We start from the raw sequence: 21122 nt of genomic DNA, 5'->3' as shown, positions 1-21122 counted from the left end.
CCGTGGCTGGGAGGGGGCCGGCGGCTCACCGCCCCTTTTCGCTCTTCAGCCGGGTGGCCAGCGCCGCGGCCTGGGTACGGCGCTGCACACCGAGCTTGGCCAGCAGGTTGGAGACGTAGTTCTTGACGGTCTTCTCCGCCAGGTGCAGCCGCTCGCCGATCTGCCGGTTGGTCAGCCCCTCGCTGACCAGCTCCAGGATGTGCCGTTCCTGGTCGGTCAGGCGGGCCAGCGGGTCCTTGCGGCTGGCCTGCTCGCGCAGCCGGGCCAGCATGGCGGCGGTGGTCTGCGGATCCAGCAGGGACTGGCCGGCGGCGACGGTGCGCACCGCGCCGACCAGGTCGGAGCCGTGGATCTGCTTGAGCACATAACCGGCGGCGCCGGCCATGACGGCGGTGAACAGGGCGTCGTCGTCGGCGAAGGAGGTCAGCATCAGGCAGGCCACGGAAGGCAGGCGGGAGCGGACCTCCCGGCAGACGTCCACGCCGCTGCCGTCGGGCAGGCGCACGTCCAGCACGGCGACGTCGGGCTCGAGTGCCAGGATGCGGGCGACGGCCGACTCGGCGGTCCCGGCCTCGCCGACGACCTCGATGTCGTCTTCGGAGTCGAGCAGTGCCGCCACGCCGCGCCGTACCACCTCGTGGTCGTCCACGAGGAACACGCGAATCATGGCCTCGACGCTAACCCTCATGTCCCCGGATGAATAGAAGAGTGGCATGTCAACCTGATCCTGGAGGCAGTGGGAAATACGCTGAGACAGGGTCTTTGTGCCCGGATATCTCCTTACGGTCGCCTCTGCGATGGATAGCAGACCCGCTGAAGGATGGGAGGTGAAGGCGGGAGGCGCTGTGCGACGCCGTACGGCGGAGTCCGCTCGGATGATCCACCGGCCGGTCACGCCCGGCGGGTGACAATGGAGGAGAGGAGCTCGCGATGAAAGCAGCGGTAGGCGACAGGCTGATCGTCGAGGGCACTCACGGCGGCGACGTCCGCCGGATCGGGGTGATCACGGAGCTGCGGCACCCCGACGGCTCCCCGCCCTACCTGGTGCGCTGGGTTGACGACGAGCGCGAGAGCCTCGTGTTCCCCGGACCCGATGCCCGCGTGGTGACCAAGCAGGACAGGGACGCCGCGTTCGCGGCCCTGTGAGCGACCGGAGGACGACATGATCATTGTAGGGGTCGACGGCTCGCAGGCCGCTCTGGCGGCGGTGGGCTGGGCGGTGCGTGAGGCCGGACTGCGCGGCATCGGGTTGCGCGTGGTGCACGTCATGCCGGCCTGGGCCTTCGAGATGCCCGAGGATGTGCCGCACGCCGATGTGGGCCGGTGGATGCGCGGCGGAGCCGCCGACATCCTGGCCCAGGGCGTGCAGCGGGCTCAGGCCGAGGGCGGCGCGGTCGAGGTGGAGTCGCAGCTGCTGCCGGGTGATCCGCGGCTGGGCCTGATCGAGGCCGCCAAGGGCGCGGAGCTGCTGGTGGTCGGCAGTCACGGGCAGGGCGGTTTCCTGGGCATGCTGGTGGGCTCGGTGGCGCTGGGCGTGTCCGGGCACACCTCCTGCCCGGTGGCCGTGGTCCGCGCCGCGCCCGCCGGTCAGGACGCACCCGGGGCGGTGTGGGACGGACCGGTGGTGGTCGGGGTCGACGGCTCGCCCGCCGGAGCGGACGCCCTGGCGTTCGCCTTCGCCGAGGCGGCGGCGCGCGGGGCCGAACTGCGGGCGGTGCACGCCTGGAGCGGGCCCGTCATCGAGGGCGCGCCCGGCGTGCTGACCGCGGAAGGGGAACGCGAGGGCGGCGAACAGCGGGTACTGGCCGAGGCGCTGGCCGGCTGGGGTGAGCGCTATCCGGACGTCAAGGTCGCCGCGCAGGCCGTCAACGGTCACCCGGTGGACGTGCTCAAGGAGGCCTCGGCCGGAGCGGGTCTGCTGGTGGTGGGATCTCACGGGCGCGGCGACCTGACCGGGTTGCTGCTCGGCTCGGTCAGCCACTCGCTGCTGCACCACGCGCACTGCCCGCTGGTGGTCGTCCCGCCCCGCTGACCTTCCGGTACGGCAGGACCGGCGGGAGCCGGCGCCGGTCCTGCGGGCTCTTCTTCGCCCGTGTCGAGGCGGAAGGGCGGGTAGACGTCGGTCATCAGGGCGGCGTAGGCGGCCACCCGCAGCGCCCACCGGTCCATGCCGATCACGAGATCGAAGATCGGTCGCGGGTAGCGGCCGCGGAACAGCAGGACGACGGCGGAGACGACGACCAGCAGGCCGACGAGCCCGCCAAAGCCGAGGCTGTGCACGGGGCCGCCGGTGTCCGGCAGATCGTCGCGCCACAGGACCACGCCGGCGCTGGTGAACAGCGCCACGATGAGGTAGTGCGGGATGGCCAGCAGCCACCATTTGACCAGCGCCAGGCCGCGCGAGAGCCGTACCGGGTAGTCGACCTGCAGCGTGGCCGGGTAGTCCGGGGCCGGGCCGAGGGCGAAGGGCGGGTACCGGTCGGTGCCCAGGGCGCCGTAGCTGTAGTAGGCCACCCGCCAGGTCCAGCGCAGCACGCCGACGTTGAACTCGAAGATCGGCCTGGGGTAGCGGCCGGTGAACAGGATCGCGAAGAAGGCGATCACCGTCAGGATCGGGAAGGCGATCCACAACAACCCCAGGATGAGGTAGTGCGGGATGGCCAGCAGCCACTTGACCAGCCACAGGCCACGGTTCAGCGGCTCGTCCAGGCGGGCGCGCACGCGTACGGGATAGGCGTTCATGGCCCCGGCTCCTTTCCGGGAGACACCGGGAAACGGCTTGCCCTGCCAGCGCACCACCTGCCGGCGCCCGTTCCACCGGCCGAAAGTCCCCAACCGGCACGCCGATGGACCCGCATGGCCGGGCAGGGACGGATCACCCGCGTGCGGCACGGCCGTACCCGCGCATTCGAGGACCGACGCCGCGCCTTGAAGGACCTTTGACACTGCCCGTGCCCGCGTCCGCGCCGGATCCTGAAAGCAGGAACCTCCTCAAGCGAGAGGACCCTCGGGAAACGAGAGGGGGTGAGCATGATGAGGCTGACATGGAAGGACGCGGTCGCCACAGCGGTCGCGGGTGTCAACGTCGCGGTCTACGCAGCATTCCTGCAGGGAGCCGATCTGCCGATCATCCCCGGCGTGCGGGGCGTCACCGCGACCATCCTGGTACTCGGTCTGGTCGGCGGGTGCGCGCTCAGCGCGGCCGACGAGCTGTACAGCGGCGAGAAGACACCGGCGAGGCGGCTGTTCACCGTGGTCGCGAGCCTGCTCGGCGTCACGGCGCTGGTGGCCGGGATCATCGGGCTGATCGCCGCGAGTGAGGTCGCGCTGGCGGTCCTGTTCTACGCCACGATCGCACTGTGGTTCATCTCGACGGTACGGCACACGCTCGGCATCCCCGGCGCTCCGCCGCCGTCCGGGCGTGACGTGCACGAGGTCATCGAGCCGGAGCAGCCGGCACGGAGGTGATCATGCCGGTACGGAGGACCGGCGGGCGCCGGGAGCACCCGCCGGTCGACCACGTTCGGAAAGTCTGCTTGATGGAACGGCGTCCATCAGTAGGGCAGCCCTCGGCGGTCGGGCGGGTCCGGCCGCGCCCGTGGGAGGCGTTGGTCCCTCGCACCGGTGACGTTCGGCCGGTGCCGGAGCCTCCCGGCAGGTGTGCGATGGAGGCGAAGACAGATAGATCCTCCGGAAGGAGGCCGGCCATGACCGGATTGATCGTCGTCGGGTTCGACGGCTCGGAGCATTCCGGGGCCGCGCTGGCGTACGCCTTCACCCAGGCCCGGCGACGCGGAGCCCGGCTGCGGGCGGTCTACGCCTGGCAGATGCCGATGAGCTCGCCGTACGCCCTGGGGCGGCGGCGATGCTGAGCGCCTCCTGCGACGCGGTCCCGGTCGTCGACGAGGACGGCCAATCGATCGGGATGATCACCGCTGCGGACGTTCTGACGGCCGTGGCCGGCCGGATCGCCGCCGACCGCGGGCCGGGTGAGTTGCGGACCGCGCTGTTCCACATCGAGCCCGTGGTGCTCTCGCCCCAGGACTCATGACGGAGGCCCCGCAGCGGGGGCCGGTGGAGGGAGGGCGCGATGCGTCAGCTGAGCGCGCTGGACGGGCAGTTCCTCGACTTCGAGACGGAGGCGAACGTCGCCAACGTCGCGGGACTGGCGATCTTGGAGTGTGAGGTGTCAAGGGATGAGCTGTTCGTCCTGCTGAAGGAGCGGCTGGGCCGCATCGAGCAGCTGCGCCGGCGGCTGAGGGACGTCCCGTTCCGGCTGGACCGGCCCTACTGGGTGGCGGACGCCGAGGTGGATCTGGACTACCACCTGCGCGAGCTGGCCCTGCCCCCGCCCGGGGACGACGCCCAGCTGGGCGAGCAGGTCGCCCGGTTGCACGAGCGGCGGCTGGACCGCGGCAGGCCGCTGTGGGAGATGTATCTGATCCAGGGCCTGGCCGGCGGACGCTCGGCCGTCTACACGAAACTGCACCACGCCGCGGTCGACGGCCTGGGCGGCGCCGACGTGCTCGCCGCGCTCATGGATGCGTCGGCCGAGCCGGGCGGGGAGCCTGCGGGGCTGCCGGCAGGACCGGCCGACGAACCTGCGGGCACGCCACTAGAGCCGTCCCGCGGACCCGTACCCCCCGACCCGCCGCCGGGTTTGCCGTGGATGCTGGCGCGAAGCGCCGCGCACGCGCTGGCCGGCCCCGTGCACGGGCTCCGCTTCCTCGCCGGGGCGTTACCCCGTCTGGATGAGATCCCGGTCGTCTCCCGGCTTCCCGGCGCCGGGCAGGTGTCCCGGTTCACCCGATGGCTGGGCGGGCGGCCGCTGCCCGAGCTGCCGCACCCGCCCGTGCCGCGCACACCGCTGAGCGGGCCGATCTCCGCCCACCGTCGCTTCGCCTTCGCCGAGCTCTCGCTCGACGACGTCAAACGGGTCAAGAACGCCTTCGGCGTCACAGTCAACGACGTGGTCATGACGCTGGCGGCCGGCGCACTGCGGCGATGGCTCGCCGCCCGCGACGCGCTCCCCGCCGAGCCGTTGATCGCGGGGGTGCCCTTCTCGCTGCGCGGGCCCGGCGGCCCGGAACGCGGCGGCGGTGGCCTGGAGCACGGTAACCAGATCACGATCATGACCGTACCGCTGCCGACGCATGTCGCCGACGCCCGGAGGCGTCTCGACGAGGTGCACGCGTCCATGAAACGCCTCAAGACGCACGCCGACCCCGTACCGGCAGGCTGGCTGCGGGAGTTCACCGAGAGTCTGCCGGCCGCGCTGACCGGCCTGGCCGACCGGGCCGCATTCGCCCTGATCGGGCAGGCCGCCCCGCCGATGAACCTGATCGTGTCGAACGTCCCCGGCCCGCAGGTGCCGCTGTACGTCGCCGGAGTGCGCCTGCTGGCGCACTATCCGGTCTCGGTGGTGACCGGCGTCAGCGGCGGGCTCAACATCACGGTCTTCTCCTACGACGGCCGCCTGGATGTCGGGATCATCGCCTGCCGGGAGATGGTGCCCGACGTGTGGGCCGTTCCCGGGTACCTGAAGGAGGCGCTGAAGGAGCTTACGGCGCTGGTGGACACCGCATAGGAGCCTGCCGGACACCCCGGCTCCGCGCAGTGCCCGGCGGGAAGAGGGAGAAATCATGCTGAGCGCGCTGAACGACCTGCTCGCCGGTCTGCTCGACCTGCTGGACGGGCAGGATCCCCTGCTGGTCGGCGTCTCCCTCCTGATGCTGCTGGCGATGGAGGGCTCGTTGCTGCTCGGCCTGCTGGTGCCCGCGGACGCGGCCGTCCTGATGGCCGGCATCGCCCTGGACGGTCCCGCCGAGGTCGGCGGGGTGATCGCGATCGAGGTGATCGGATGCTATCTGGGCGCCTCCGGCGGTTACCTGATCGGCAGGGTGTACGGCACGCGGCTGCGGCGCGGCCGGGCCGGGCGCTGGATCGGAGAAGAGCGCTGGAGCCGCGCCGAGCGCCTCATGGGCGGGACCGGCGGCGGGGTGACCCTCGCGGTGGCCTATTTCCTGCCGGTCGCGCACGCCCTCACCCCGGTGCTGGCCGGCACGCTGGCCATGCCGTACCGGCGCTTCATCGGCTGGGCGATGACCGGGGCCGCCGCCTGGGTGACGGTCTACCTGGTGATCGGCGCCGTCGCCGGGAACGCGGGCCGGCAACATCAAGATCTCCTGGTCCCGCTGACCGCCGCGGTGGCCGGCCTGGTCGCCGGAACGGCTCTGGTCATCAAGCGGCTCGCCGCCCCGCGCCTGGTGCGCCCCTGCAGACCTCCCCTCTCCGAAGCCCGGTGCTCCATCGGCGATATGGGCGGGCTGATGGCGCGCACCGCTGGGACCTTCGCCCCTACGCGGAGGCCGCACCGCTGAGGAGCATGAAGAGCGACGGCCCAGGAACCCGACGGAGAAGGGGCCGAGATGAACAGGCGATCAATGGGGAGATCGGCGAGGCGGACGCGCAGGAGGCGGTGGGCCGACCTGCCGCCACGGCGGCGCGGCGCCATCCTCACGCTGGCGGTGATCGAGTTGCTGCTGACCTCCGCCGCCGCGGTGGACATGCGGATCCGGCCGCAGTCCGACGTGCGCGGGCGCAAGGCGCTGTGGTGGCCGGCCATCTTCATCCAGCCGGTCGGCCCGATCCTGTATCTGCTACTGGGCCGTCGCCCGGGCTGCGCCGACACCGCGAGGTCCCGCCCGGCCCCCGGGCCGTCGCCGGCGGAGCAGCACGCGGTCACCCGTTACCCCTGATCCCCCGAGGTGATGATCATGGCTGAGACCGCGGCGCCGCACACCCGCCGCCCGCACCGGATCCTGGACCGGGTGCAGACGCGCCTGGTCAACCCGGTGGTACGGCGGGTGCTGCGCACTCCCTGGCACGACCTGGTCTCCCGGTGGGTGGTGTCGCTGACGCTCACCGGCCGCCGCAGCGGCGCCGCGATCACGGTGCCGGTCCAGTACGCCCAGGACGGCGAGACCCTCACCCTGGTCAGCAAGCGCTCCCGGACCTGGTGGCGCAACCTGGAGGGCGGCGCCGCGCTCCGGCTCACCCTGCGCGGCGCAGAGCGCACCGGGCGGGCGGTCGTCAGTCACGATCCCGAGCGGGTCCGCGCGGCGCTGGCGGCCATCGGGCGGAGTATCGGCAGGGACAAAGAACTCATGCCGGTGCAGGAGGCCGTCGCGGTCACCGTCCGCCTCGATCCCGCGGACGTCCCGCGGCCGTGGCCGCCGGGCCGGAGGTTGTGGCGGCGCTGGGTCGTCGCGGTGACGGTGGGGGAGATCCTCGGTTTCTCGGTGCCCGCACTGGTCGGTCCCGCGGTGGCCGACCCCGGCTGGAGCGTGCTCGGGATGACGCCGCTGCTCCAGGTCGCCGCGATGGTGGCGGCCGGCGTGGTCGAAGGGACCGTTCTGGGCCTGGCCCAAGCCTACGGGCTGCGGACGGGACTGCCCGAGGTGAGCACCGGTGCCTGGGTGCGGGCGACCGCGGCCGGGGCGGCCGTCGCCTGGATGATCGGTTCCCTGCCGATCGTCCTCGGTGAGCAGATCATGCAGTGGCCGCCCGCGGTGGTCGTGCTGCTCGGGGTGGTCCTGCTGGCGGCCATGGGCTTGTTCCAGTGGCGGGTGCTGCGCCGCCGGGTGGCCGGAGCGGCGTGGTGGATCGCCGCCAGCGCCGGGGCATGGCTGGTCGCTCTGGGCGTGTTCTTCGCAGTGGCCTCACCGCTGTGGCAGGAGGGCCAGCCCGTGTGGCTGACCGTGGTCATCGGGCTCTTCGCCGGCCTGCTCATGGCGGCCACCGTCGCGGCCCTGACCGGGCTGGCGGTGCTGCGGCTCCTGCGGCGGCCTGCCGAAGCCCGATAAGAGTCCGAGACTGCCGAAGGGGCGGGACCGTAAGGGTCCAAGGTCCCGGCCCGTCCGTCCCGGCCCGTCCGTCCCGGACGGCCCTGCCGGGCTCGCCGCCGGCGCCGGATATTGAAGGCCGGACATGAGAACCGGCCTCGGGGCGGAGAGCCGCCGAGGCCGGTTCTCCGGTGGGGAGGGCGTGCCGGAGCTGACGGCTGCGGTCCGCTGGGTGACGGCCTCCGGGGAGCGGGTGACCGGCCGGGTGGGCGTCTGGCCGGGGGCGAAGGCGGGCGCCTTGAAGCGGGTGTGGGTGGACGGCCGGGGACAGGCCGTCAGGCCGCCCAAGCACCGGCTGGAGACCGTGACCCGTGCCGTCGTCGCGGCTGCCGCGGTGGTGGCCGGAGCAGCCGGGGCGGTGACGTTGTGGTTCCTGGGTTTCCGGTGGCTGCTGGATCGCAGGCGCTATGCCGCGTGGCACGCCGCCTGGACCGGGGAGTGGGAACGGCGGCGCGGCTCCGCAGACGGGGCCGTGACGTCCGGGAAAAGAGGTGAGGCGCCGATGGGACGAGAACGAGAAGGTACGGCCGGCCACAGGAGATCGCCGAGGATGTCTTCCCGGCGGCTCCGGGGCGCGGCGTCACCGCCTCCAACGTGTACTTCGTGCGTTCCGGCGCTTCCTGGACGCTCATCGACACGGGCTGGGCGAAGCGGGGTCAGCGGATCAAGAACGCGGCCGAGACGGCTTTCAGAGCCGGCACGCGACCGGCCACCGTCCTGCTGGCCCACCTGCACCCCGATCACTCCCTGCGCCGGAGGCCGGGACTGTACGGCCCGCCGTACATCTCGACCTGGCGATGGCCTGCGGCGCGACAGTCCATCGCCGTCCTGGCCCGGCTCGAACCGCGGGTGCTGGCGCCGGGCCACGGGCGGCCCATGGTCACCGGGGTCGCCTCCGCCCTGCGTGCCCTGTCGCGGGCCGCGCCGTACCGCGCGGGCGAATCCGCATCGTCATGACCTGAACCCTGGACATCCCCCGAAAGTCGTCGGGTGCGGTGAACGACGATACTGAGAGCGGGGCGGCCGGTGGACTCGGAGATCGTCCCGTGCGTCTCCTCCGCACGGGCTCGATTCACGGCTCCAGGCACTCGGGGATGGAATCGGACGGACCGGTGGGCCGCTCGGTCTGGCCGAGCGCATTGTAGATCTTCACCCACTTGACCGAGGGGAACCGCTTGAGCGTCGGAACGATCTCGTTGGCGATGGTGAAGGTGGAGCCGCCGCTGCCGCACCGGCCGGTCAGGTAGACCCGGGCGATGCCCTTCTTGATGGTCAGCTTGCTGAAGCCGGTGGCCCTGGAGCTGACGAAGCGCAGGCCCTGGGCGCGTTCGGCCTGGGTCGGCCCGGCGAACAGGCGCTGCAGCGCGCCGTAGGCGGTGCCCGGCGGCATCACCGGCCGGAGAACGGCAGTGGTGTACGGCTCCCGCCCCATGTTGAAGTTGCGGCTGTTGAGGAAGTAGTCGCGCGCCTTGACGGTCCGGTACGGCGTGCTGATGTCGACGACCACCCGGCTGGGCCGGGTGAGGGTGTAGACCCGGTAGGGCGTGCGCTTGGCGAGCCCGACCCCGAAGGACAGCACCGCCTCGTCATCGCCGGTGGAGACGACCTGGATCACACCGGGCAGGGGGTAGGTGCGCCGTACTGGGTGGGCACGGGGCCGCGGAACTGGAAGACCAGCCGGTCCAGGCCCGGGTGGTGGGCGGCGCGCACGTCGACAAGCGTCGGGACGATCGGGTGTGTGGTCTGCCGTGTGGACTGCTGCGTCGCCGTCGCCCACAGCGGAGCGGGGGCCGAGGCGGCCTGTGCCGATACGACGGGCAGCAGCCCGGCCGTGCCGGCGGCCAGGACGGTGGTGGCGACGAGGGTGCGGGTGGTGAGCACGGTGATCATCTCTTCTCGCTGATCATGTCTTGCTCGGGTGCTCCACCTCCATACTGCTGCGGCGTGACCGCGGGTGTGCCCGGCGAATGTCCCCGGTCGGCAGGACGAAAGACAGGTTTTCGCAGCCGGGGAAGCGCGGTTCCCGCGGTGAGGAGTCTCACCGGACGCGGTTCTCCTGCCGCCGGGAGTGGCACCGATGCGTGGCCTGGCCTTCACGCTTCGCCGGCGGGGGGTCTTCGCGCTCATGACGTCACCTCGCTGTAGATGAACCGGGCGAGGTCCTCCACCGGCTCGACGGGCGCCTGCTTGGCGAAGGTGATCGCCTGGTCGATCTCCTCTCCGCGAGGCGGTTCGGCCGTGGAGACGCGAAGGGAGAGCCGCGGGGAACAGACGTGTGACCACCGGCCCGGAACCGGTGAGGACTTAGGTCCTGCGGGAGGGGACCTTCGCCTCGGGCGGCCGGGTGCCGTGATCGGCGAATGTGAGATGGAACACAGTAAACGCTCCGCCCCGGGGAGTCTGGGACGGCGGAGGAACGAAGGTGATCTAGATGGCTACCCTGCTGGGACTGGTGCCGGCACAGAGCGAACCGCTGAGCGAGGCCTACTTCGTCCGGGCAGCGGGCAGCCTGACCCAGCACCGGGCTGACTCCGCTCATCTCTGCGGGACCTGCCGATCCGCCTGGCCGTGCGCCAAGACACTGGCGGCGGCGTTCATGCTCGACTTGCACACCACCGACGCGGCCTGAGGCGAGAGTCCAATGGAGCTGAAGGAACTGCTCGGCGACGAGACACCGTCCCTGCTGGGACACGAGTGCTCCACGATCGGCCGGGAGCGGCTGCACCTGCCCGGCCCGTACTTCGTGGACCGGGTCCTCGTCGGCAGCGACCGGCCCCCGCGGTACTGCGCAACCCGCAGCACGTCTTCGGCACCGGCCGCCTGGCCGGCACCGGGTACCTGTCGATCCTCCCGGTCGACCAGGGCGTCGAGCACTCGGCTGCGGCCCCGTCACCGGTCGGCTGTGCGATCCGGTCACCCTTCGTGATCATCGTGATGACGGCGGGCACCAGTCAGACGACGAGGGCGGGATACAGGACGTAGTTCAATACCCCGCCGGGCGCCAGCGGGCCGTCGGGCGCGACGGCACTGACCGACAGGATCGCGTACGCTCCGGCAGCCGCCGCGGCCAGCCATCCCAGTCAGTGTGGGAAGGTCCGGTGGCTCAGCGACACGACGGCGATGGCGACGGCGACGGCCGCGAGCATCACGGCCGTCGGCGCGTTGGCCAGGGCGAAGGTGGCGTTCGTCAGCGCCACCAGGGCGCCCGACACCTGCTCGGCGGGTGCTGTGGCCAGCCCGATCTGGAAGGCCTGAGCGGTGAGATTGGCCGCGACCTGGGCGATGCCGGCGCCGAAGGCCAGAGCGGCCCGTACACGGGCGAAGGTCCTCATCCTCGGGCCGACTGTCCTTGGAAAAAATTAAAAATCTACAATGTAAAGGAATGTGTTTATTTCGAACAAACAAACAAGACAAACAGCAACGAGGAGGGAGGAGGCATATTGGCGGGGATAGAGCATGCTCTCGACGGTTGGACCACAGTCATCGGGAACCTTCCCGCCGGGCGCGGCGCACACGGACGCCGTCGGCGCGTTCCAGCTTGTCCAGGGCCGTCTCCAGGTCGGCGGGCGCGCTCTCCAGCGCGGGCACCCAGCGCTCCCGCAAGGCGTGGATCCGGCGGCGGGTGGCGTTCACCTCGTTCTCGACGACGCGGGCGGCCGACAGGGCGGCGGCGTGCTCCACTCCGGCCCGCAGCGCCGTACGGCAGGCGGTCCGGGCCGGGACCAGCGCCGCGGTGAGCGGCAGCGATTCCGGCGGCGGGCAGGCCCGCCCGTCTGTGCGAGTGAAGCGGGTGCAGCCGGAGTCCTGCGACCGGGTGTCGATGAGCACGACGCACCTCCCGTGGCCGGGCCGGCGGCGGCGATCCACCGCCTCGGCCACAGGCTGTCAAGGCCGCATCGCAGCGGACAGAGCCATAAGTCCCGCAGCGGACGGCCCAACAGCCCTGCCGCCGGGACGCGGCCGGGGCTTGACTGATGGTGCGAAAAAGGAGGAGGGAACCGACGATGACAGCAAAGCCGTACCGGCCGACGGTCGCCGACGTCATGACCGAGGACGTCCTGACCGTGCCCGAACAGACCCCCTTCAAGGACATCGTCGCCGCGTTCGCCGACCGGGCGGTCAGCGGCGCCCCGGTGCTCGACGACGCCGGGCACGTGGTGGGCATCGTCACCGAGGCCGACCTGCTCAGGAAAGAGGAGCACAAGGACGCCCCCGAGGAGCGGCACCGCCTCTTCGAGCACCGGCGCGACCGCCTGGCCCGGCAGAAGGCACGCGGCGACACCGCGGCGGAGCTGATGACGACGCCCGCGGTGACGGTCGCGCCGGACACCGTGATCCCGGCCGCCGCCCGGCTGATGGCCGAGTACGGCGTCAAGCGGTTGCCGGTGGTGGACGAGGCGGGGCGCCTGGTGGGCATCGTCAGCCGCGCCGACCTGCTGAAGATGTTCCTCACCCCGGACGAGCGGATCCGCCGGAAGGTGATCGACGAGGTCGTCGTCAAGACGCTGTGGGAGGACCCCCGCAAGGTCGCGGTCGACGTGCGCGACGGCGTGGTGACCCTGGAGGGCCGGATCGAGCTGAAGAGCCTGATCCCCTTCGCCGAGCGGCTGACCCTGTCCGTCGACGGCGTCGTGGACGTGGTCTCCAAGCTCGCCTACGAGCACGACGACTCCGTCCCGGCGCAGGATCCCCTCGCCCTCCAGCCCATCTGGCGGCACCGGTGAGATCGCGCCGGGGGTGAGGGCACTTCTCCCGAGACATGGGGATCTTCATCGAAGATTTCCCGTCCCGGGTCATGCAGGAAGGCGACGTGGCGGGGAGGGGGTAGCGATGAGCACGATGACAGTGGAGAAGACGCCGAGGGCGGAGCCGTACGCGACCGATCCGCTCGACCGGTACCTGAAGCAGATCGGCCGGATACCGCTGCTGACAGCCGAACAAGAGGTCGAACTGGGCAAGCGGATCGAGGCGGGACTCTACGCCCGCCACCTGCTCGACGCCGATCCGGAGCCGCCGCAGGCACGGAAGGCCGAGCTGGAGGCCGTGGCACGCGACGGATCGGATGCCAGAGATGACATGATCCGCGCGAACCTGCGCCTGGTCGTGTCGGTCGCGAAACGCTACGTCCACCAGGGCCTGCCGCTGCTCGACGTCATCCAGGAGGGCAACATCGGGCTGATCCGGGCGGTGGACAAGTTCGACTACACCAGAGGCTGCAAGTTCTCCACCTGCGCGATGTGGTGGATCCGCCAGGCGATCCAGCGGGGGCTGGCTGAGAAGAGCCGGATGATCCGGCTGCCGACGCGCGTCGTGGACGACATCGCCCGGCTGGCCCGGATCGAACGTGAGCTGGCGGCGGAGCTGGGGCACGATCCGAACATCGAGGAACTGGCCGCCGAGGCCGGACAGCCGGTCGAGAAGGTGGCCGCCGTCAAACGACTGCCGCCGGAGCCGGTCAGCCTGGACGCCCTGGTGGGAGAGGAGGAGCAGACACGCCTCGGCGAACTCGTCGTGGACGAGGAGTCCTCCGTGGAGGAGGTCGTGGAGCGGCGCGAACTGGCGGACGGGATGCGGTCGCTGCTCGACGACACGCTGGCGCCCCGCCAGGCACTGCTCATGCGCCTGCGATACGGCATGCAGGACGGGATCGCCCACACGCCCCGGCAGATCGCCGAGCGGCTGGGGCTCACCGGCACCTGGGTGCGGCTGCTGGAGCGGGAGTCGCTGGCGCGACTGCGAGACACCGGGCAGGCCAGGGCGCTGGCCGCGCCGGGCGGCGGCCGGACAGCCGTGCCGCAGAGGTAGGAGGTCCCCGTTCGCGGGACGTTGCGCCCTGTTCGGCGCCGGCATCCGCTCAGGACGATGAGGGTGTGGACGGGATCCGCCGGTGCACGCGCCAACCGCATCCCGGTAGTGCGCTCTTGCGCCGGGTCCGCGTCCGGGCGCGGCCGTCCCCGGTCGCGTGAAGTGAGAGGAGACCGGTCATGGCGATCGAAGTCGAAGACGTGACGGGACGCGTTGCGATCGCGGTCCAGATGGACACCCCCTTCGCCGGGATCGTCGCGGCGATGAAGCGCTACGCGGTCGGCGCGGTGGCCGTGCTCGACGCCGACCGGTGGCCGGTGGGCGTGGTGTCGCAGGACGATCTCCTGCTCAAGGAGACCGACCGCGTACGGCACAGCTTCTCGCTCTTCGAGAGCGAGAAGCACCGGCAGGAGCACCGCAAGGCGGCGGGCGTCACCGCCGCCGAGCTGATGACCAGCCCGGCGATCACGGTGACCCCGGGCATGCCGGTGCGGGAGGCGGCCCGGCTGATGCACGAGCGGCGGATCAAGCAGCTGCCGGTGATCGACCCGGTCACCGGCCGGATCACCGGTACGGTGCACCAGGCGGACCTGCTGCGGGTCTTCACCCGCCCGGCGGAGGAACTGCACGCCGAGATCGAGCAGGCGGTGCGGGAGACCGGGCTCGACCCGGCGGAGCTTGCGATCGACGTGCGAGACGGGGTGGTGAGGCTCGGCGGCGCCGTCGAGCGCAGGTCCCAGGTCGTCTACGTGGCCGAGGCCGTCCGCAGGGTGGAGGGCATCGTCGATGTCGTTGTCGGCCTTCAACGGGGCCAGAAGTTCTTGCCCATGGAATTCCGATCATCGTGATTCCCGTCACCGGATGTGTCGGAGAGAGCCGGTCAGGGCCGGAAGTCCCGGAGAATCGAGGCCCTCGGTTCCGGTCGGCCGAGCCGTCCGGCACTGCCCACCCGGCCGGGAAAACGGTGTGCTGAAGGAGCGAGAAGCAGCGACGGACAATATGGAAAAGGAGGCCATGATGGCCACCATCGAAGGACGGCACTCCGTCCCCACCCACCCCGTCACGACCCCCCGCGCGACAGTGTCCCGCCCGGTCGACTACGCCTGGGCGATCACTCGGATCAGCATCGGCTGGGTCTTCCTGTGGGCGTTCTTGGACAAGACCTTCGGCTGGGGCGTCGCCACCCCGGCCGAGCGCGCCTGGATCGGCGGCGGCAGCCCCACCACCGGCTTCCTCAAGGGCACCGGGGAGAACGCGCTGGGCGGGTTCTTCTCCGGCCTGGCCGGGCTGGCCTGGGTCGACTGGCTGTTCATGCTCGGCCTGCTCGGCATCGGCGCCGCGCTGATCGCCGGCGCGGGCATCCGGATCGCCGCCGTCACCGGCGCCTTGATGCTGGTGCTGATGTGGGCGGCCGAGCTGCCGCTGGCCACCAACCCGTTCATGGACGACCACATCGTCTACGCCCTCGTGCTGGCCGGCCTGGCGCTGGCGAACGCGGGCGACAGCCTGGGCATCGGCAAGTGGTGGGGCTCCACCGCGCTGGTGCGCCGCCACCCGATCCTGAAGTAGCCACCCCGGCGGCGCACCCCGAGGAGCGCCGCGCAGCGGGACCGCGACCCGGAACCGGTGCCCACCCCACGCGGGGTGGGCACCGGTTTCATAGGGTGCAAAGCCTTCAAATCCCCCGCGTTTCCCGGCCGGGCCGAGTGATCCCTGCGCGCACCTCATCGGCGGGAAGCGCACCCCGCTCGTGCAGCCGGGCGGGACGGAGTAACCACGCCACGCCTCTCCTCCGGCACGTGGATGCGGTGGCAAGGGCCTGCCGGGAGCGGATCGGGGTCTTTGGTCCCGGCACCGGAGGGTTGCCGGGCCGTACCCATGAGGTATGACGACTGCCGGACGCACCTACGCGCTGATCGCACCGTCCGCCGTGCTGATCCTTGTCGCGGTGGCGGACGCGGTGCGGGAGGGAGCCTGGGATTTCTCGCCGTGCTGGCGCCGGTGCTGCTCCTGCAGGCCGCGGCGCTGGCGGGGGGCACACGCGCGGCGGCCGGTCGTCTCGCTCCGGGGTGACCTGCACCGGTGGCTGACGGACCGGGCGTCGGCCACCGGTGAGCCGCTCGCCGCGGCTGCGCAGGACGGCCCGCCGTGAGGGCGAGCAGGACGTCGTTGACGGTCGCGCCGTGGGCGTGCGCAACTGCCCTGACCCGGTCAAGGCCGGTCGAACCGCTCGCTTCGCACCTCCCTCGGTCACGGCCAGGAGGCCCGTCCCGTCGAGGACGGCGAGGGCGCCGATGTGCTGCGGCCATTGTCTACCGGCTCCCAGCATCAGCCGGTCGATGGCGGTGAGCCTGGGGTGTTCACGAATGGCTTCGACCTGCTGACGAACCAAGGGGGAGTTGATCGCTTCCCGGGATGAAGATGATCGTTTCCCGTACCGTGCCGCAGGCATGATGATCTCCGGCAGAGGACCCGAGACGATTCTCCCGCGATTCGGCGGTGCATGGCGGGGCGCCGTTCCCTCCAGGACGGGCAGCTCACCGACGACGGCGGAGCGCCTGTTGCTCCGCGGCGTCGAGTGCGGGCGCGAGTGGTGCGAGCGTGGCGCGCAGCAGGTCCGGTAGCGAGCCGGACGGCACGACGAGCCCGCCGGCCGTGAAGGACGCGGCAGTAGTCTGCAGCCATCGTCCGAGCGCGAGGCGGACCGCGGCGGCCACGCTCGCCGCGAGCACGCGGGCGGTGTGCGGGTCGGTATCGCCGAGGCGTCCGGCGATCGCGTCGGTGAGGGGATGCTCGATCGCACCGGTGGTGTCGACGAACGCCTCGCGCAGCGCGGGACTGGCGGTGATCAGTAGCAGCGCGTCGCGACCAGGTTCGCCCGGAGCGGTGTACTGATCCACGATCGCTTCGATGACCGCGGCGGCGAGGCCGACGTCGGCGGGCCGGTCGGCCACTGCCGCCGCGACCCGCGCCCCCCGTTCGCCGGTGACGGCAGCGACGATCGCCTGCTCCCGGCTGGAGAAGTAGTTGTTGTAGGTCCTCGGTGAGACGCCGGCGGCCTCGGCGATGTCGTCGACGCGCACGTTGTCCGGTCCGCGCTCAAGGGCCAGCCGCAGTGCCGCCGCACTCAACGCCTCCCGGGTGGCCTGTTTCTTCTGCTCACGCAACCCGGTTCGTCCTGTCGTCACCGCCTCAGTGTCTCGATTCGAGTGCGTACACGCAAACTTGCGTGCACGCACTTTTTCTGTTTAATCTGACGCCCGTCTCGACAGGAAGGACCACAGCGACCGATCTCCGGCTGCTCCGGCCTGACCATCCCCGCATCGTCAAAGTCCTCGGCCACCGCTGTCGTGTCCTGAAAACTCGACGTCGCAGCACACCACCGCGGCTGACCACGCCACCCGAAAACCGGGATCCGCCGCGAGCCGGGTGCCGCAGCGCCTCACCCGCCCTGACCTTTCCATGCGAACGAAGGAGCACCATGACCACCGATGTCGTCATCGCCGGCGGCGGCCCGAACGGGCTGATGCTGGCCTGCGAACTGAGCCTGGCAGGAGTCCGGCCGCTCGTGCTGGAACGGCTGCCCGAGCCCAGTCAGGAACCGAAAGCGAACGGATTGCTCGGCCAGATCGTGAAGATGCTCGACCACCGCGGACTGCACGAACGCCTCAGCGGCAGCCCGCAACCGCCGCGCCCGAACTCCGCGTACTTCATGTTCGGCGCGATGGGCCTGGACCTGAGCCTGCTGGAGGACAGCCCCGTCTACGCCCTGCCGGTACCGCAGCGACGCATCGTGCAGGTCCTGCAGGAGCGAGCGATCGAACTGGGCGTGGAAATCCGATGGGGACACGAGGTCGTCGGCCTGTCACAGGACGACGACGCCGTCACCGTCGACATCACGGGCCCGGACGGGGGATACCACCTGCGGACCCGATACCTGATCGGCGCCGACGGAGCCCACAGCATCACGCGCAAGCTCTCCGGCATCGGGTTCCCCGGCATCACCTATGACCGCATGACCGTCCGCTCAGCGCACGCGACCGTCCCCGCGGACTGGATCGACCCCGCGAACGGCGCGCTGAACGTTCCCGGCTACGGCGCCGTCATGCCCTTCCTGCCTCACCGCACCGAGCACGGAGGGTTCTCCTACGCGCCGATGCCCGGCCATCCACCGCTGGTCAGCACCACCGAGTGGGACCAGCCTGCGACCGACGCCCCGATGAGCCTGGAGGAGGTGCGGGCGAGCATCCGTCGCGTGCTCGGCGTCGACGTGCCACTCGGGCCGCCCGATGGCCAAGGACCGCACGTGCTGCGCCGGTTGACCGGCGGCAATACCCGCATCGCCGAACGTTTCGCCTGCGGCCGGGTGTTCCTGATCGGTGACGCCGCCCACGTGTACGCCGCCACCGGGGGCGGCCCCGGGCTCAACCTCGGCCTGCAGGACGCGGTCAATCTCGGCTGGAAACTCGCCGCCGAGATCCGCGGAAGCGCCCCACCCGGACTGCTGGACACCTACGAGACAGAGCGGCGATCGGCCGCGCACCGCATGGTGCTGAACGCCCAGGCGCAGTCGGCGCTGATCGCCCCCGGCGACGACGTCACCGGACTGCGCGAACTGTTCACCGAACTGCTCCGCGACCCGGACACGGTGCGGCGCTTGGCCGAACTCACCGCGGGCGCCGACGTCCGCTACGACATGGGCGGACCCGAACCGCACCCGCTGATCGGCCGCTTCGCCCCGGACATGGAACTGCACACCCCGGCCGGGCCGGTCCGGCTGGCCGAGCTGACCAGGACCGCACGCCCCCTGCTGCTCGACCTGACCGAAGGAACATCGCTGGCGCGGACACCTGGCCTGCGGCATGACCGGGTCGACATCGTCACCGCGCGCCCCCAGCCCCACGCGCCCGCCGCCCTGCTCCTTCGACCGGACTGCTACGTGGCCTGGGCGTCTACATCACCCCGACCAGATCCCGCGGAGCTGGAAACACTCCGGACGGCCTTGCAGCGGTGGTTCGGCGCCATCGAAGGCGCCCGCACCTGAAAGATGTCCCCGAAGGCGTCCGCCGTTGACGCAGCATCGCCCGACCAGTTTGAGACCACGGTAAACGCGAGATCCCGTCCGATCGGAATGATCGGACGGGATCTCGTCAACTGCCTTCAGGCCATTTCAAGAACGGCCCGAGCCTGTCGATCGGCGTGCTCATCCGCCCAAGCTCGGCGGACGTTGCCGGGCCGCTCATCACCGCGCCTCCTCGGATCGCCGGCGACGCCTCATGGCGGATCGCACGGCAGCGGCCCGCACCGCACCGGCCCTGCCGCCTTCCACGGGACGCCTGATGAGCGATATCGGCTGCCCGCCGAGATCCGCGTGCATGGCCGCCGTGCCGCCCGGGGCGGTGCCGAACACGACGCGCAGACTCGACGCCCCGGACTCCGGAAGACCCAACCGGAACACGTAGGATCGGGTACGGCCTGCACGCCGCGGCGCCCCAGGGCGTACCCGGTCGCCAGGCGTGCGGCGATCCGTGCGGAGCGGACGAGGCCGGTGTCCGGCATGCCGAGGGGATCGAAGATCCGCTCGCGGAAGTAGCGCTCCAGGCTCATCCCGCTCACGTCCTCGACGATCTGGCCGAGCGTGGCATAGCCGTGGTTGCAGTAGGCGAAGGTCGTGCCGGGATCGGCCACGATCGGCAGTCCCCGGCGGTAGTACCCGGCCAGCGACGGCGACGGGCTCCCCGGCCCGCACGCTGAGCTGGGGAGGACGGCCCCGAACGGCCCGGCCTCGAGATGGAGCAGGTCGCAGAAGTGCTGCACCCGCTCTCCCCTCCTTCGGTGCCGGAAGGGCGACAGGCGACACGTCGTGGCCCTCGGCCGCCACTGCCATGGTCGCCGCCGAGCCCGGGCGCGCCCAGGGCCGGAAGCCACCCCGCCCGGGGACCTTGTCCCCGGGCGTCCTCCCGGACCGGCATCACGCTGGAGGGGAGGGAGGGATCAACATGGCCGACTCCGATGGCGCCGGTCACCGGGTGAGGCCGGTGTGGTTACTGGGAGGCACCGCCGGGGCGCTATTGGCGGGCATCGTTTTGCACGCCCTCGGGGCGGTGGCCGCCGGTGACGCGGTGTGGGCCGCAGGGACAGTCCTGGCGACGGTCCCTGCGGTGCGGTGGGTGGTGGCGGGGCTGCGGGCCGGTCGGCTGGGTGTCGACGCGATCGCGGTCCTGGCGCTGATGGGCGCGCTGGCCGTACGGGAGCACCTGGCCGGGGCTGTGATCGCGGTGATGCCGGCGACCGGCCGGGTGCTGGAGGACTACGCCCTGCGGCGGGCGCACTGTGGGATGCGGAAGCCGAGGGCCAACCTGTTTGTAATCTACAAAGTAAAGCAATTGAGTATATAAGCACAAAGAATCAAAAGCAAAAAGACCACCTAGGAAAAGAGCCGTGACGGCAAGTACGGTCGAGAATGGACGGGCGGTTCGACAGCGCGGTCGTGCACGGGGTCTACCGTCACCGTCTGCGGACGTCGACGAGGGCGGCCTCGGGGGCCAGGTCGTCGAGTCTGTGCAGCACCTTCAGCAGCCAGGCGGTCGCGAGTGGTGACGGTGCGTGTTTACGCCCGAACGAGAACCCGGCCCAGCCGTGGTAAGCCGAGCGAGGGAGCACTATTCCTTCCGCGCCGATGTTGTAGGCGATCAGGCAGGCGGCGAGCTCGGCCAGCGCCGAGCGGTCCTCCGGGTCTGCGGTCGTTGCCCGCCGCAGCGTGGGAAAGCGACCGAGCGTGTCGAGCATCGCGTACGCGCCGTACCACGTGACCGGCCATTTGACCGTCTCGAACGCCTTGCCATGGCCGAACATGTACGGTTTCTCCGTTCCCCGCATCCGCCACGCGCGCAGCGCGACCCGGGCGACCCGGATCAGCTCGGGCGGTCGCCGGTCCTCGGAGAGTCTGGCGAGCACCCGCAGCCCTTGCAGGGTGACCTGAGGGCAGAAGTCGCTCCGGCGGCCGGGGCCGCGAAATCCATGGACCGGATAAAGCCGGAACGCGACCGTGACCCAACAGTCTGTCTCTCGCGTTCATGATCGGCCACCCCATTGTCCGCGTAATCCGTGGTACTCGCCTGCACGAGAGCATGCGGCTCGTCCGACATCTCCCTCCGGCATCTCCCATAGGGCCTGTCGTCCCTTCCCGAGGGGACCGAATGGCCGCCCTCGGGTACCGGCTCGTCGGCCGGGCGCGACACCGACCTATGGAATCGAGTACCAATGGCGCCTGATGTCAGGACCCTCTTCTTGTGCCGGATGGGGTGGGCCTCGGCATGCTGGACAGTGAGGAGGTCGCCATGGCTGACCGTCTCATCGGATGGCGCAGGTTGGCGGGTGCCAGCCGGGGGCGCCCACGCGACCCGTAGTTCT

At 71.1% G+C, this 21122-nt stretch carries 27 protein-coding genes and 1 pseudogene; 19 read left to right on the top strand and 9 right to left on the bottom strand.

The window, feature by feature from the left end; genetic code table 11:
- Positions 1-25 precede the first annotated feature (25 nt).
- Positions 26-667 carry a response regulator gene (locus Plo01_RS23240; protein ID WP_203892787.1) on the bottom strand — a complete coding sequence of 214 codons (642 nt, stop codon included), beginning with the start codon at positions 665-667 and terminating at the stop codon, positions 26-28.
- A gap of 263 nt (positions 668-930) precedes the next feature.
- Here Plo01_RS23240 and Plo01_RS23235 point away from each other — a divergent pair, with 263 nt between their 5' ends.
- Entirely contained in the window at positions 931-1146 is a 216-nt protein-coding gene (locus Plo01_RS23235) for a DUF1918 domain-containing protein (protein WP_203892786.1), read from the top strand.
- 16 nt (positions 1147-1162) lie between these two features.
- Positions 1163-2032 (top strand): universal stress protein, encoded by an 870-nt coding sequence (locus Plo01_RS23230; RefSeq protein ID WP_203892785.1) that lies wholly within the window; start codon positions 1163-1165, stop codon positions 2030-2032.
- On the opposite strand, the gene Plo01_RS23225 is transcribed toward Plo01_RS23230, so the two are convergent.
- Positions 1933-2742, bottom strand: a complete 810-nt coding sequence (locus tag Plo01_RS23225; RefSeq protein WP_203892784.1) for a DUF4389 domain-containing protein — start codon at positions 2740-2742, stop codon at positions 1933-1935. The genes Plo01_RS23230 and Plo01_RS23225 overlap by 100 nt on opposite strands.
- 288 nt (positions 2743-3030) lie before the next feature.
- Between Plo01_RS23225 and Plo01_RS23220 the strand changes: the two genes are divergently transcribed.
- The 9 genes and pseudogenes from Plo01_RS23220 (at position 3031) to Plo01_RS23185 (ending at position 8861) form a co-directional block, all read left to right on the top strand.
- Positions 3031-3468, top strand: coding sequence for a hypothetical protein (locus tag Plo01_RS23220; protein ID WP_203892783.1), 438 nt, complete (start codon positions 3031-3033; stop codon positions 3466-3468).
- Positions 3469-3707: 239 nt separating this feature from the next.
- Positions 3708-3872, top strand: coding sequence for a universal stress protein (locus Plo01_RS40465; protein WP_307837399.1), 165 nt, complete (start codon positions 3708-3710; stop codon positions 3870-3872).
- A complete protein-coding gene (locus tag Plo01_RS23210; RefSeq protein ID WP_203892781.1) occupies positions 3866-4051 on the top strand; it encodes a CBS domain-containing protein in 186 nt (61 codons plus the stop codon). The genes Plo01_RS40465 and Plo01_RS23210 overlap by 7 nt, the downstream gene beginning before the upstream one ends.
- 39 nt (positions 4052-4090) lie before the next feature.
- Positions 4091-5587, top strand: coding sequence for a WS/DGAT/MGAT family O-acyltransferase (locus Plo01_RS23205; protein ID WP_203892780.1), 1497 nt, complete (start codon positions 4091-4093; stop codon positions 5585-5587).
- A gap of 55 nt (positions 5588-5642) precedes the next feature.
- Positions 5643-6380: a DedA family protein gene (locus tag Plo01_RS23200; protein ID WP_203892779.1), complete on the top strand. Its 738-nt coding sequence runs from the start codon at positions 5643-5645 to the stop codon at positions 6378-6380.
- Between the two features lie 48 nt (positions 6381-6428).
- Positions 6429-6758, top strand: a complete 330-nt coding sequence (locus Plo01_RS23195) for a PLD nuclease N-terminal domain-containing protein (protein WP_239316882.1) — start codon at positions 6429-6431, stop codon at positions 6756-6758.
- A gap of 18 nt (positions 6759-6776) precedes the next feature.
- Complete coding sequence (locus tag Plo01_RS23190) at positions 6777-7865, top strand: nitroreductase/quinone reductase family protein (RefSeq protein WP_203892778.1); 1089 nt, start codon at positions 6777-6779, stop codon at positions 7863-7865.
- Between the two features lie 124 nt (positions 7866-7989).
- Positions 7990-8175: pseudogene (locus Plo01_RS41550) on the top strand (hypothetical protein); the annotation flags it as partial.
- Positions 8176-8444: 269 nt separating this feature from the next.
- Complete coding sequence (locus Plo01_RS23185) at positions 8445-8861, top strand: MBL fold metallo-hydrolase (RefSeq protein ID WP_275415414.1); 417 nt, start codon at positions 8445-8447, stop codon at positions 8859-8861.
- Positions 8862-8976: 115 nt separating this feature from the next.
- On the opposite strand, the gene Plo01_RS23180 is transcribed toward Plo01_RS23185, so the two are convergent.
- Together Plo01_RS23180 and Plo01_RS23175 are read right to left on the bottom strand one after the other, a co-directional pair.
- Complete coding sequence (locus Plo01_RS23180; RefSeq protein ID WP_203892776.1) at positions 8977-9519, bottom strand: GerMN domain-containing protein; 543 nt, start codon at positions 9517-9519, stop codon at positions 8977-8979.
- Positions 9516-9794 (bottom strand): hypothetical protein, encoded by a 279-nt coding sequence (locus tag Plo01_RS23175; protein WP_203892775.1) that lies wholly within the window; start codon positions 9792-9794, stop codon positions 9516-9518. The genes Plo01_RS23180 and Plo01_RS23175 overlap by 4 nt, the downstream gene beginning before the upstream one ends.
- Before the next feature lie 541 nt (positions 9795-10335).
- Here Plo01_RS23175 and Plo01_RS23170 point away from each other — a divergent pair.
- The gene (locus Plo01_RS23170) at positions 10336-10533 is read left to right on the top strand and encodes a hypothetical protein (protein ID WP_203892774.1); all 198 of its coding nucleotides are present in this window, start codon (positions 10336-10338) and stop codon (positions 10531-10533) included.
- Between the two features lie 451 nt (positions 10534-10984).
- Here Plo01_RS23170 and Plo01_RS23165 read toward each other — a convergent pair whose 3' ends face one another.
- A complete protein-coding gene (locus tag Plo01_RS23165) occupies positions 10985-11236 on the bottom strand; it encodes a hypothetical protein (protein WP_203892773.1) in 252 nt (83 codons plus the stop codon).
- Positions 11237-11384: 148 nt separating this feature from the next.
- Positions 11385-11732 (bottom strand): V-type ATP synthase subunit D, encoded by a 348-nt coding sequence (locus Plo01_RS23160; RefSeq protein WP_203892772.1) that lies wholly within the window; start codon positions 11730-11732, stop codon positions 11385-11387.
- A gap of 176 nt (positions 11733-11908) precedes the next feature.
- Between Plo01_RS23160 and Plo01_RS23155 the strand changes: the two genes are divergently transcribed.
- The 5 genes from Plo01_RS23155 to Plo01_RS23135 all read left to right on the top strand — a co-directional run bounded on the left by Plo01_RS23155 (position 11909) and on the right by Plo01_RS23135 (position 15861).
- A complete protein-coding gene (locus Plo01_RS23155; protein WP_203892771.1) occupies positions 11909-12628 on the top strand; it encodes a CBS domain-containing protein in 720 nt (239 codons plus the stop codon).
- Positions 12629-12734: 106 nt separating this feature from the next.
- A complete protein-coding gene (locus Plo01_RS23150) occupies positions 12735-13709 on the top strand; it encodes a sigma-70 family RNA polymerase sigma factor (RefSeq protein ID WP_203892770.1) in 975 nt (324 codons plus the stop codon).
- 179 nt (positions 13710-13888) lie between these two features.
- Complete coding sequence (locus Plo01_RS23145) at positions 13889-14557, top strand: CBS domain-containing protein (protein ID WP_239316880.1); 669 nt, start codon at positions 13889-13891, stop codon at positions 14555-14557.
- Between the two features lie 169 nt (positions 14558-14726).
- Positions 14727-15278 carry a hypothetical protein gene (locus tag Plo01_RS23140; RefSeq protein ID WP_203892769.1) on the top strand — a complete coding sequence of 184 codons (552 nt, stop codon included), beginning with the start codon at positions 14727-14729 and terminating at the stop codon, positions 15276-15278.
- Between the two features lie 316 nt (positions 15279-15594).
- Positions 15595-15861 (top strand): hypothetical protein, encoded by a 267-nt coding sequence (locus Plo01_RS23135; RefSeq protein ID WP_203892768.1) that lies wholly within the window; start codon positions 15595-15597, stop codon positions 15859-15861.
- Between the two features lie 385 nt (positions 15862-16246).
- Here Plo01_RS23135 and Plo01_RS23130 read toward each other — a convergent pair whose 3' ends face one another.
- Positions 16247-16897 carry a TetR/AcrR family transcriptional regulator gene (locus Plo01_RS23130; RefSeq protein WP_239316878.1) on the bottom strand — a complete coding sequence of 217 codons (651 nt, stop codon included), beginning with the start codon at positions 16895-16897 and terminating at the stop codon, positions 16247-16249.
- Positions 16898-17190: 293 nt separating this feature from the next.
- Here Plo01_RS23130 and Plo01_RS23125 point away from each other — a divergent pair, with 293 nt between their 5' ends.
- Positions 17191-18753 (top strand): FAD-dependent monooxygenase, encoded by a 1563-nt coding sequence (locus Plo01_RS23125; protein ID WP_203892767.1) that lies wholly within the window; start codon positions 17191-17193, stop codon positions 18751-18753.
- Positions 18754-18983: 230 nt separating this feature from the next.
- On the opposite strand, the gene Plo01_RS23120 is transcribed toward Plo01_RS23125, so the two are convergent.
- Positions 18984-19526, bottom strand: a complete 543-nt coding sequence (locus Plo01_RS23120; RefSeq protein WP_203892766.1) for a serine hydrolase domain-containing protein — start codon at positions 19524-19526, stop codon at positions 18984-18986.
- Between the two features lie 182 nt (positions 19527-19708).
- On the opposite strand from Plo01_RS23120, the gene Plo01_RS23115 reads away from it, so the two are divergent.
- Positions 19709-20107, top strand: a complete 399-nt coding sequence (locus Plo01_RS23115; protein WP_203892765.1) for a hypothetical protein — start codon at positions 19709-19711, stop codon at positions 20105-20107.
- 109 nt (positions 20108-20216) lie between these two features.
- Here Plo01_RS23115 and Plo01_RS23110 read toward each other — a convergent pair whose 3' ends face one another.
- Positions 20217-20666 carry a hypothetical protein gene (locus Plo01_RS23110; RefSeq protein ID WP_203892764.1) on the bottom strand — a complete coding sequence of 150 codons (450 nt, stop codon included), beginning with the start codon at positions 20664-20666 and terminating at the stop codon, positions 20217-20219.
- Between the last annotated feature and the right edge of the window lie 456 nt (positions 20667-21122).

Origin of the sequence: Planobispora longispora, assembly GCF_016863135.1 — a bacterium.
Classification (GTDB): Bacteria; Actinomycetota; Actinomycetes; order Streptosporangiales; family Streptosporangiaceae; genus Planobispora; species Planobispora longispora.
The sequence above is the reverse complement of the archived record's forward strand: the minus strand, read 5'-3'. Positions and strand labels throughout refer to the sequence as shown.

Coding starts and splice junctions, on each gene's coding strand:
- Plo01_RS23200 (WP_203892779.1), top strand. CDS start 5,643: ATGCTGAGCGCGCTGAACGACCTGCTCGCCGGTCTGCTCGACCTGCTG.
- Plo01_RS23190 (WP_203892778.1), top strand. CDS start 6,777: ATGGCTGAGACCGCGGCGCCGCACACCCGCCGCCCGCACCGGATCCTG.
- Plo01_RS23235 (WP_203892786.1), top strand. CDS start 931: ATGAAAGCAGCGGTAGGCGACAGGCTGATCGTCGAGGGCACTCACGGC.
- Plo01_RS23150 (WP_203892770.1), top strand. CDS start 12,735: ATGAGCACGATGACAGTGGAGAAGACGCCGAGGGCGGAGCCGTACGCG.
- Plo01_RS23125 (WP_203892767.1), top strand. CDS start 17,191: ATGACCACCGATGTCGTCATCGCCGGCGGCGGCCCGAACGGGCTGATG.
- Plo01_RS23230 (WP_203892785.1), top strand. CDS start 1,163: ATGATCATTGTAGGGGTCGACGGCTCGCAGGCCGCTCTGGCGGCGGTG.
- Plo01_RS40465 (WP_307837399.1), top strand. CDS start 3,708: ATGACCGGATTGATCGTCGTCGGGTTCGACGGCTCGGAGCATTCCGGG.
- Plo01_RS23140 (WP_203892769.1), top strand. CDS start 14,727: ATGGCCACCATCGAAGGACGGCACTCCGTCCCCACCCACCCCGTCACG.
- Plo01_RS23170 (WP_203892774.1), top strand. CDS start 10,336: ATGGCTACCCTGCTGGGACTGGTGCCGGCACAGAGCGAACCGCTGAGC.
- Plo01_RS23195 (WP_239316882.1), top strand. CDS start 6,429: ATGAACAGGCGATCAATGGGGAGATCGGCGAGGCGGACGCGCAGGAGG.
- Plo01_RS23205 (WP_203892780.1), top strand. CDS start 4,091: ATGCGTCAGCTGAGCGCGCTGGACGGGCAGTTCCTCGACTTCGAGACG.
- Plo01_RS23220 (WP_203892783.1), top strand. CDS start 3,031: ATGATGAGGCTGACATGGAAGGACGCGGTCGCCACAGCGGTCGCGGGT.
- Plo01_RS23225 (WP_203892784.1), bottom strand. CDS start 2,742: ATGAACGCCTATCCCGTACGCGTGCGCGCCCGCCTGGACGAGCCGCTG.
- Plo01_RS23155 (WP_203892771.1), top strand. CDS start 11,909: ATGACAGCAAAGCCGTACCGGCCGACGGTCGCCGACGTCATGACCGAG.
- Plo01_RS23115 (WP_203892765.1), top strand. CDS start 19,709: ATGGCCGACTCCGATGGCGCCGGTCACCGGGTGAGGCCGGTGTGGTTA.
- Plo01_RS23165 (WP_203892773.1), bottom strand. CDS start 11,236: ATGAGGACCTTCGCCCGTGTACGGGCCGCTCTGGCCTTCGGCGCCGGC.
- Plo01_RS23135 (WP_203892768.1), top strand. CDS start 15,595: ATGACGACTGCCGGACGCACCTACGCGCTGATCGCACCGTCCGCCGTG.
- Plo01_RS23210 (WP_203892781.1), top strand. CDS start 3,866: ATGCTGAGCGCCTCCTGCGACGCGGTCCCGGTCGTCGACGAGGACGGC.
- Plo01_RS23145 (WP_239316880.1), top strand. CDS start 13,889: ATGGCGATCGAAGTCGAAGACGTGACGGGACGCGTTGCGATCGCGGTC.
- Plo01_RS23240 (WP_203892787.1), bottom strand. CDS start 667: ATGATTCGCGTGTTCCTCGTGGACGACCACGAGGTGGTACGGCGCGGC.
- Plo01_RS23175 (WP_203892775.1), bottom strand. CDS start 9,794: ATGATCACCGTGCTCACCACCCGCACCCTCGTCGCCACCACCGTCCTG.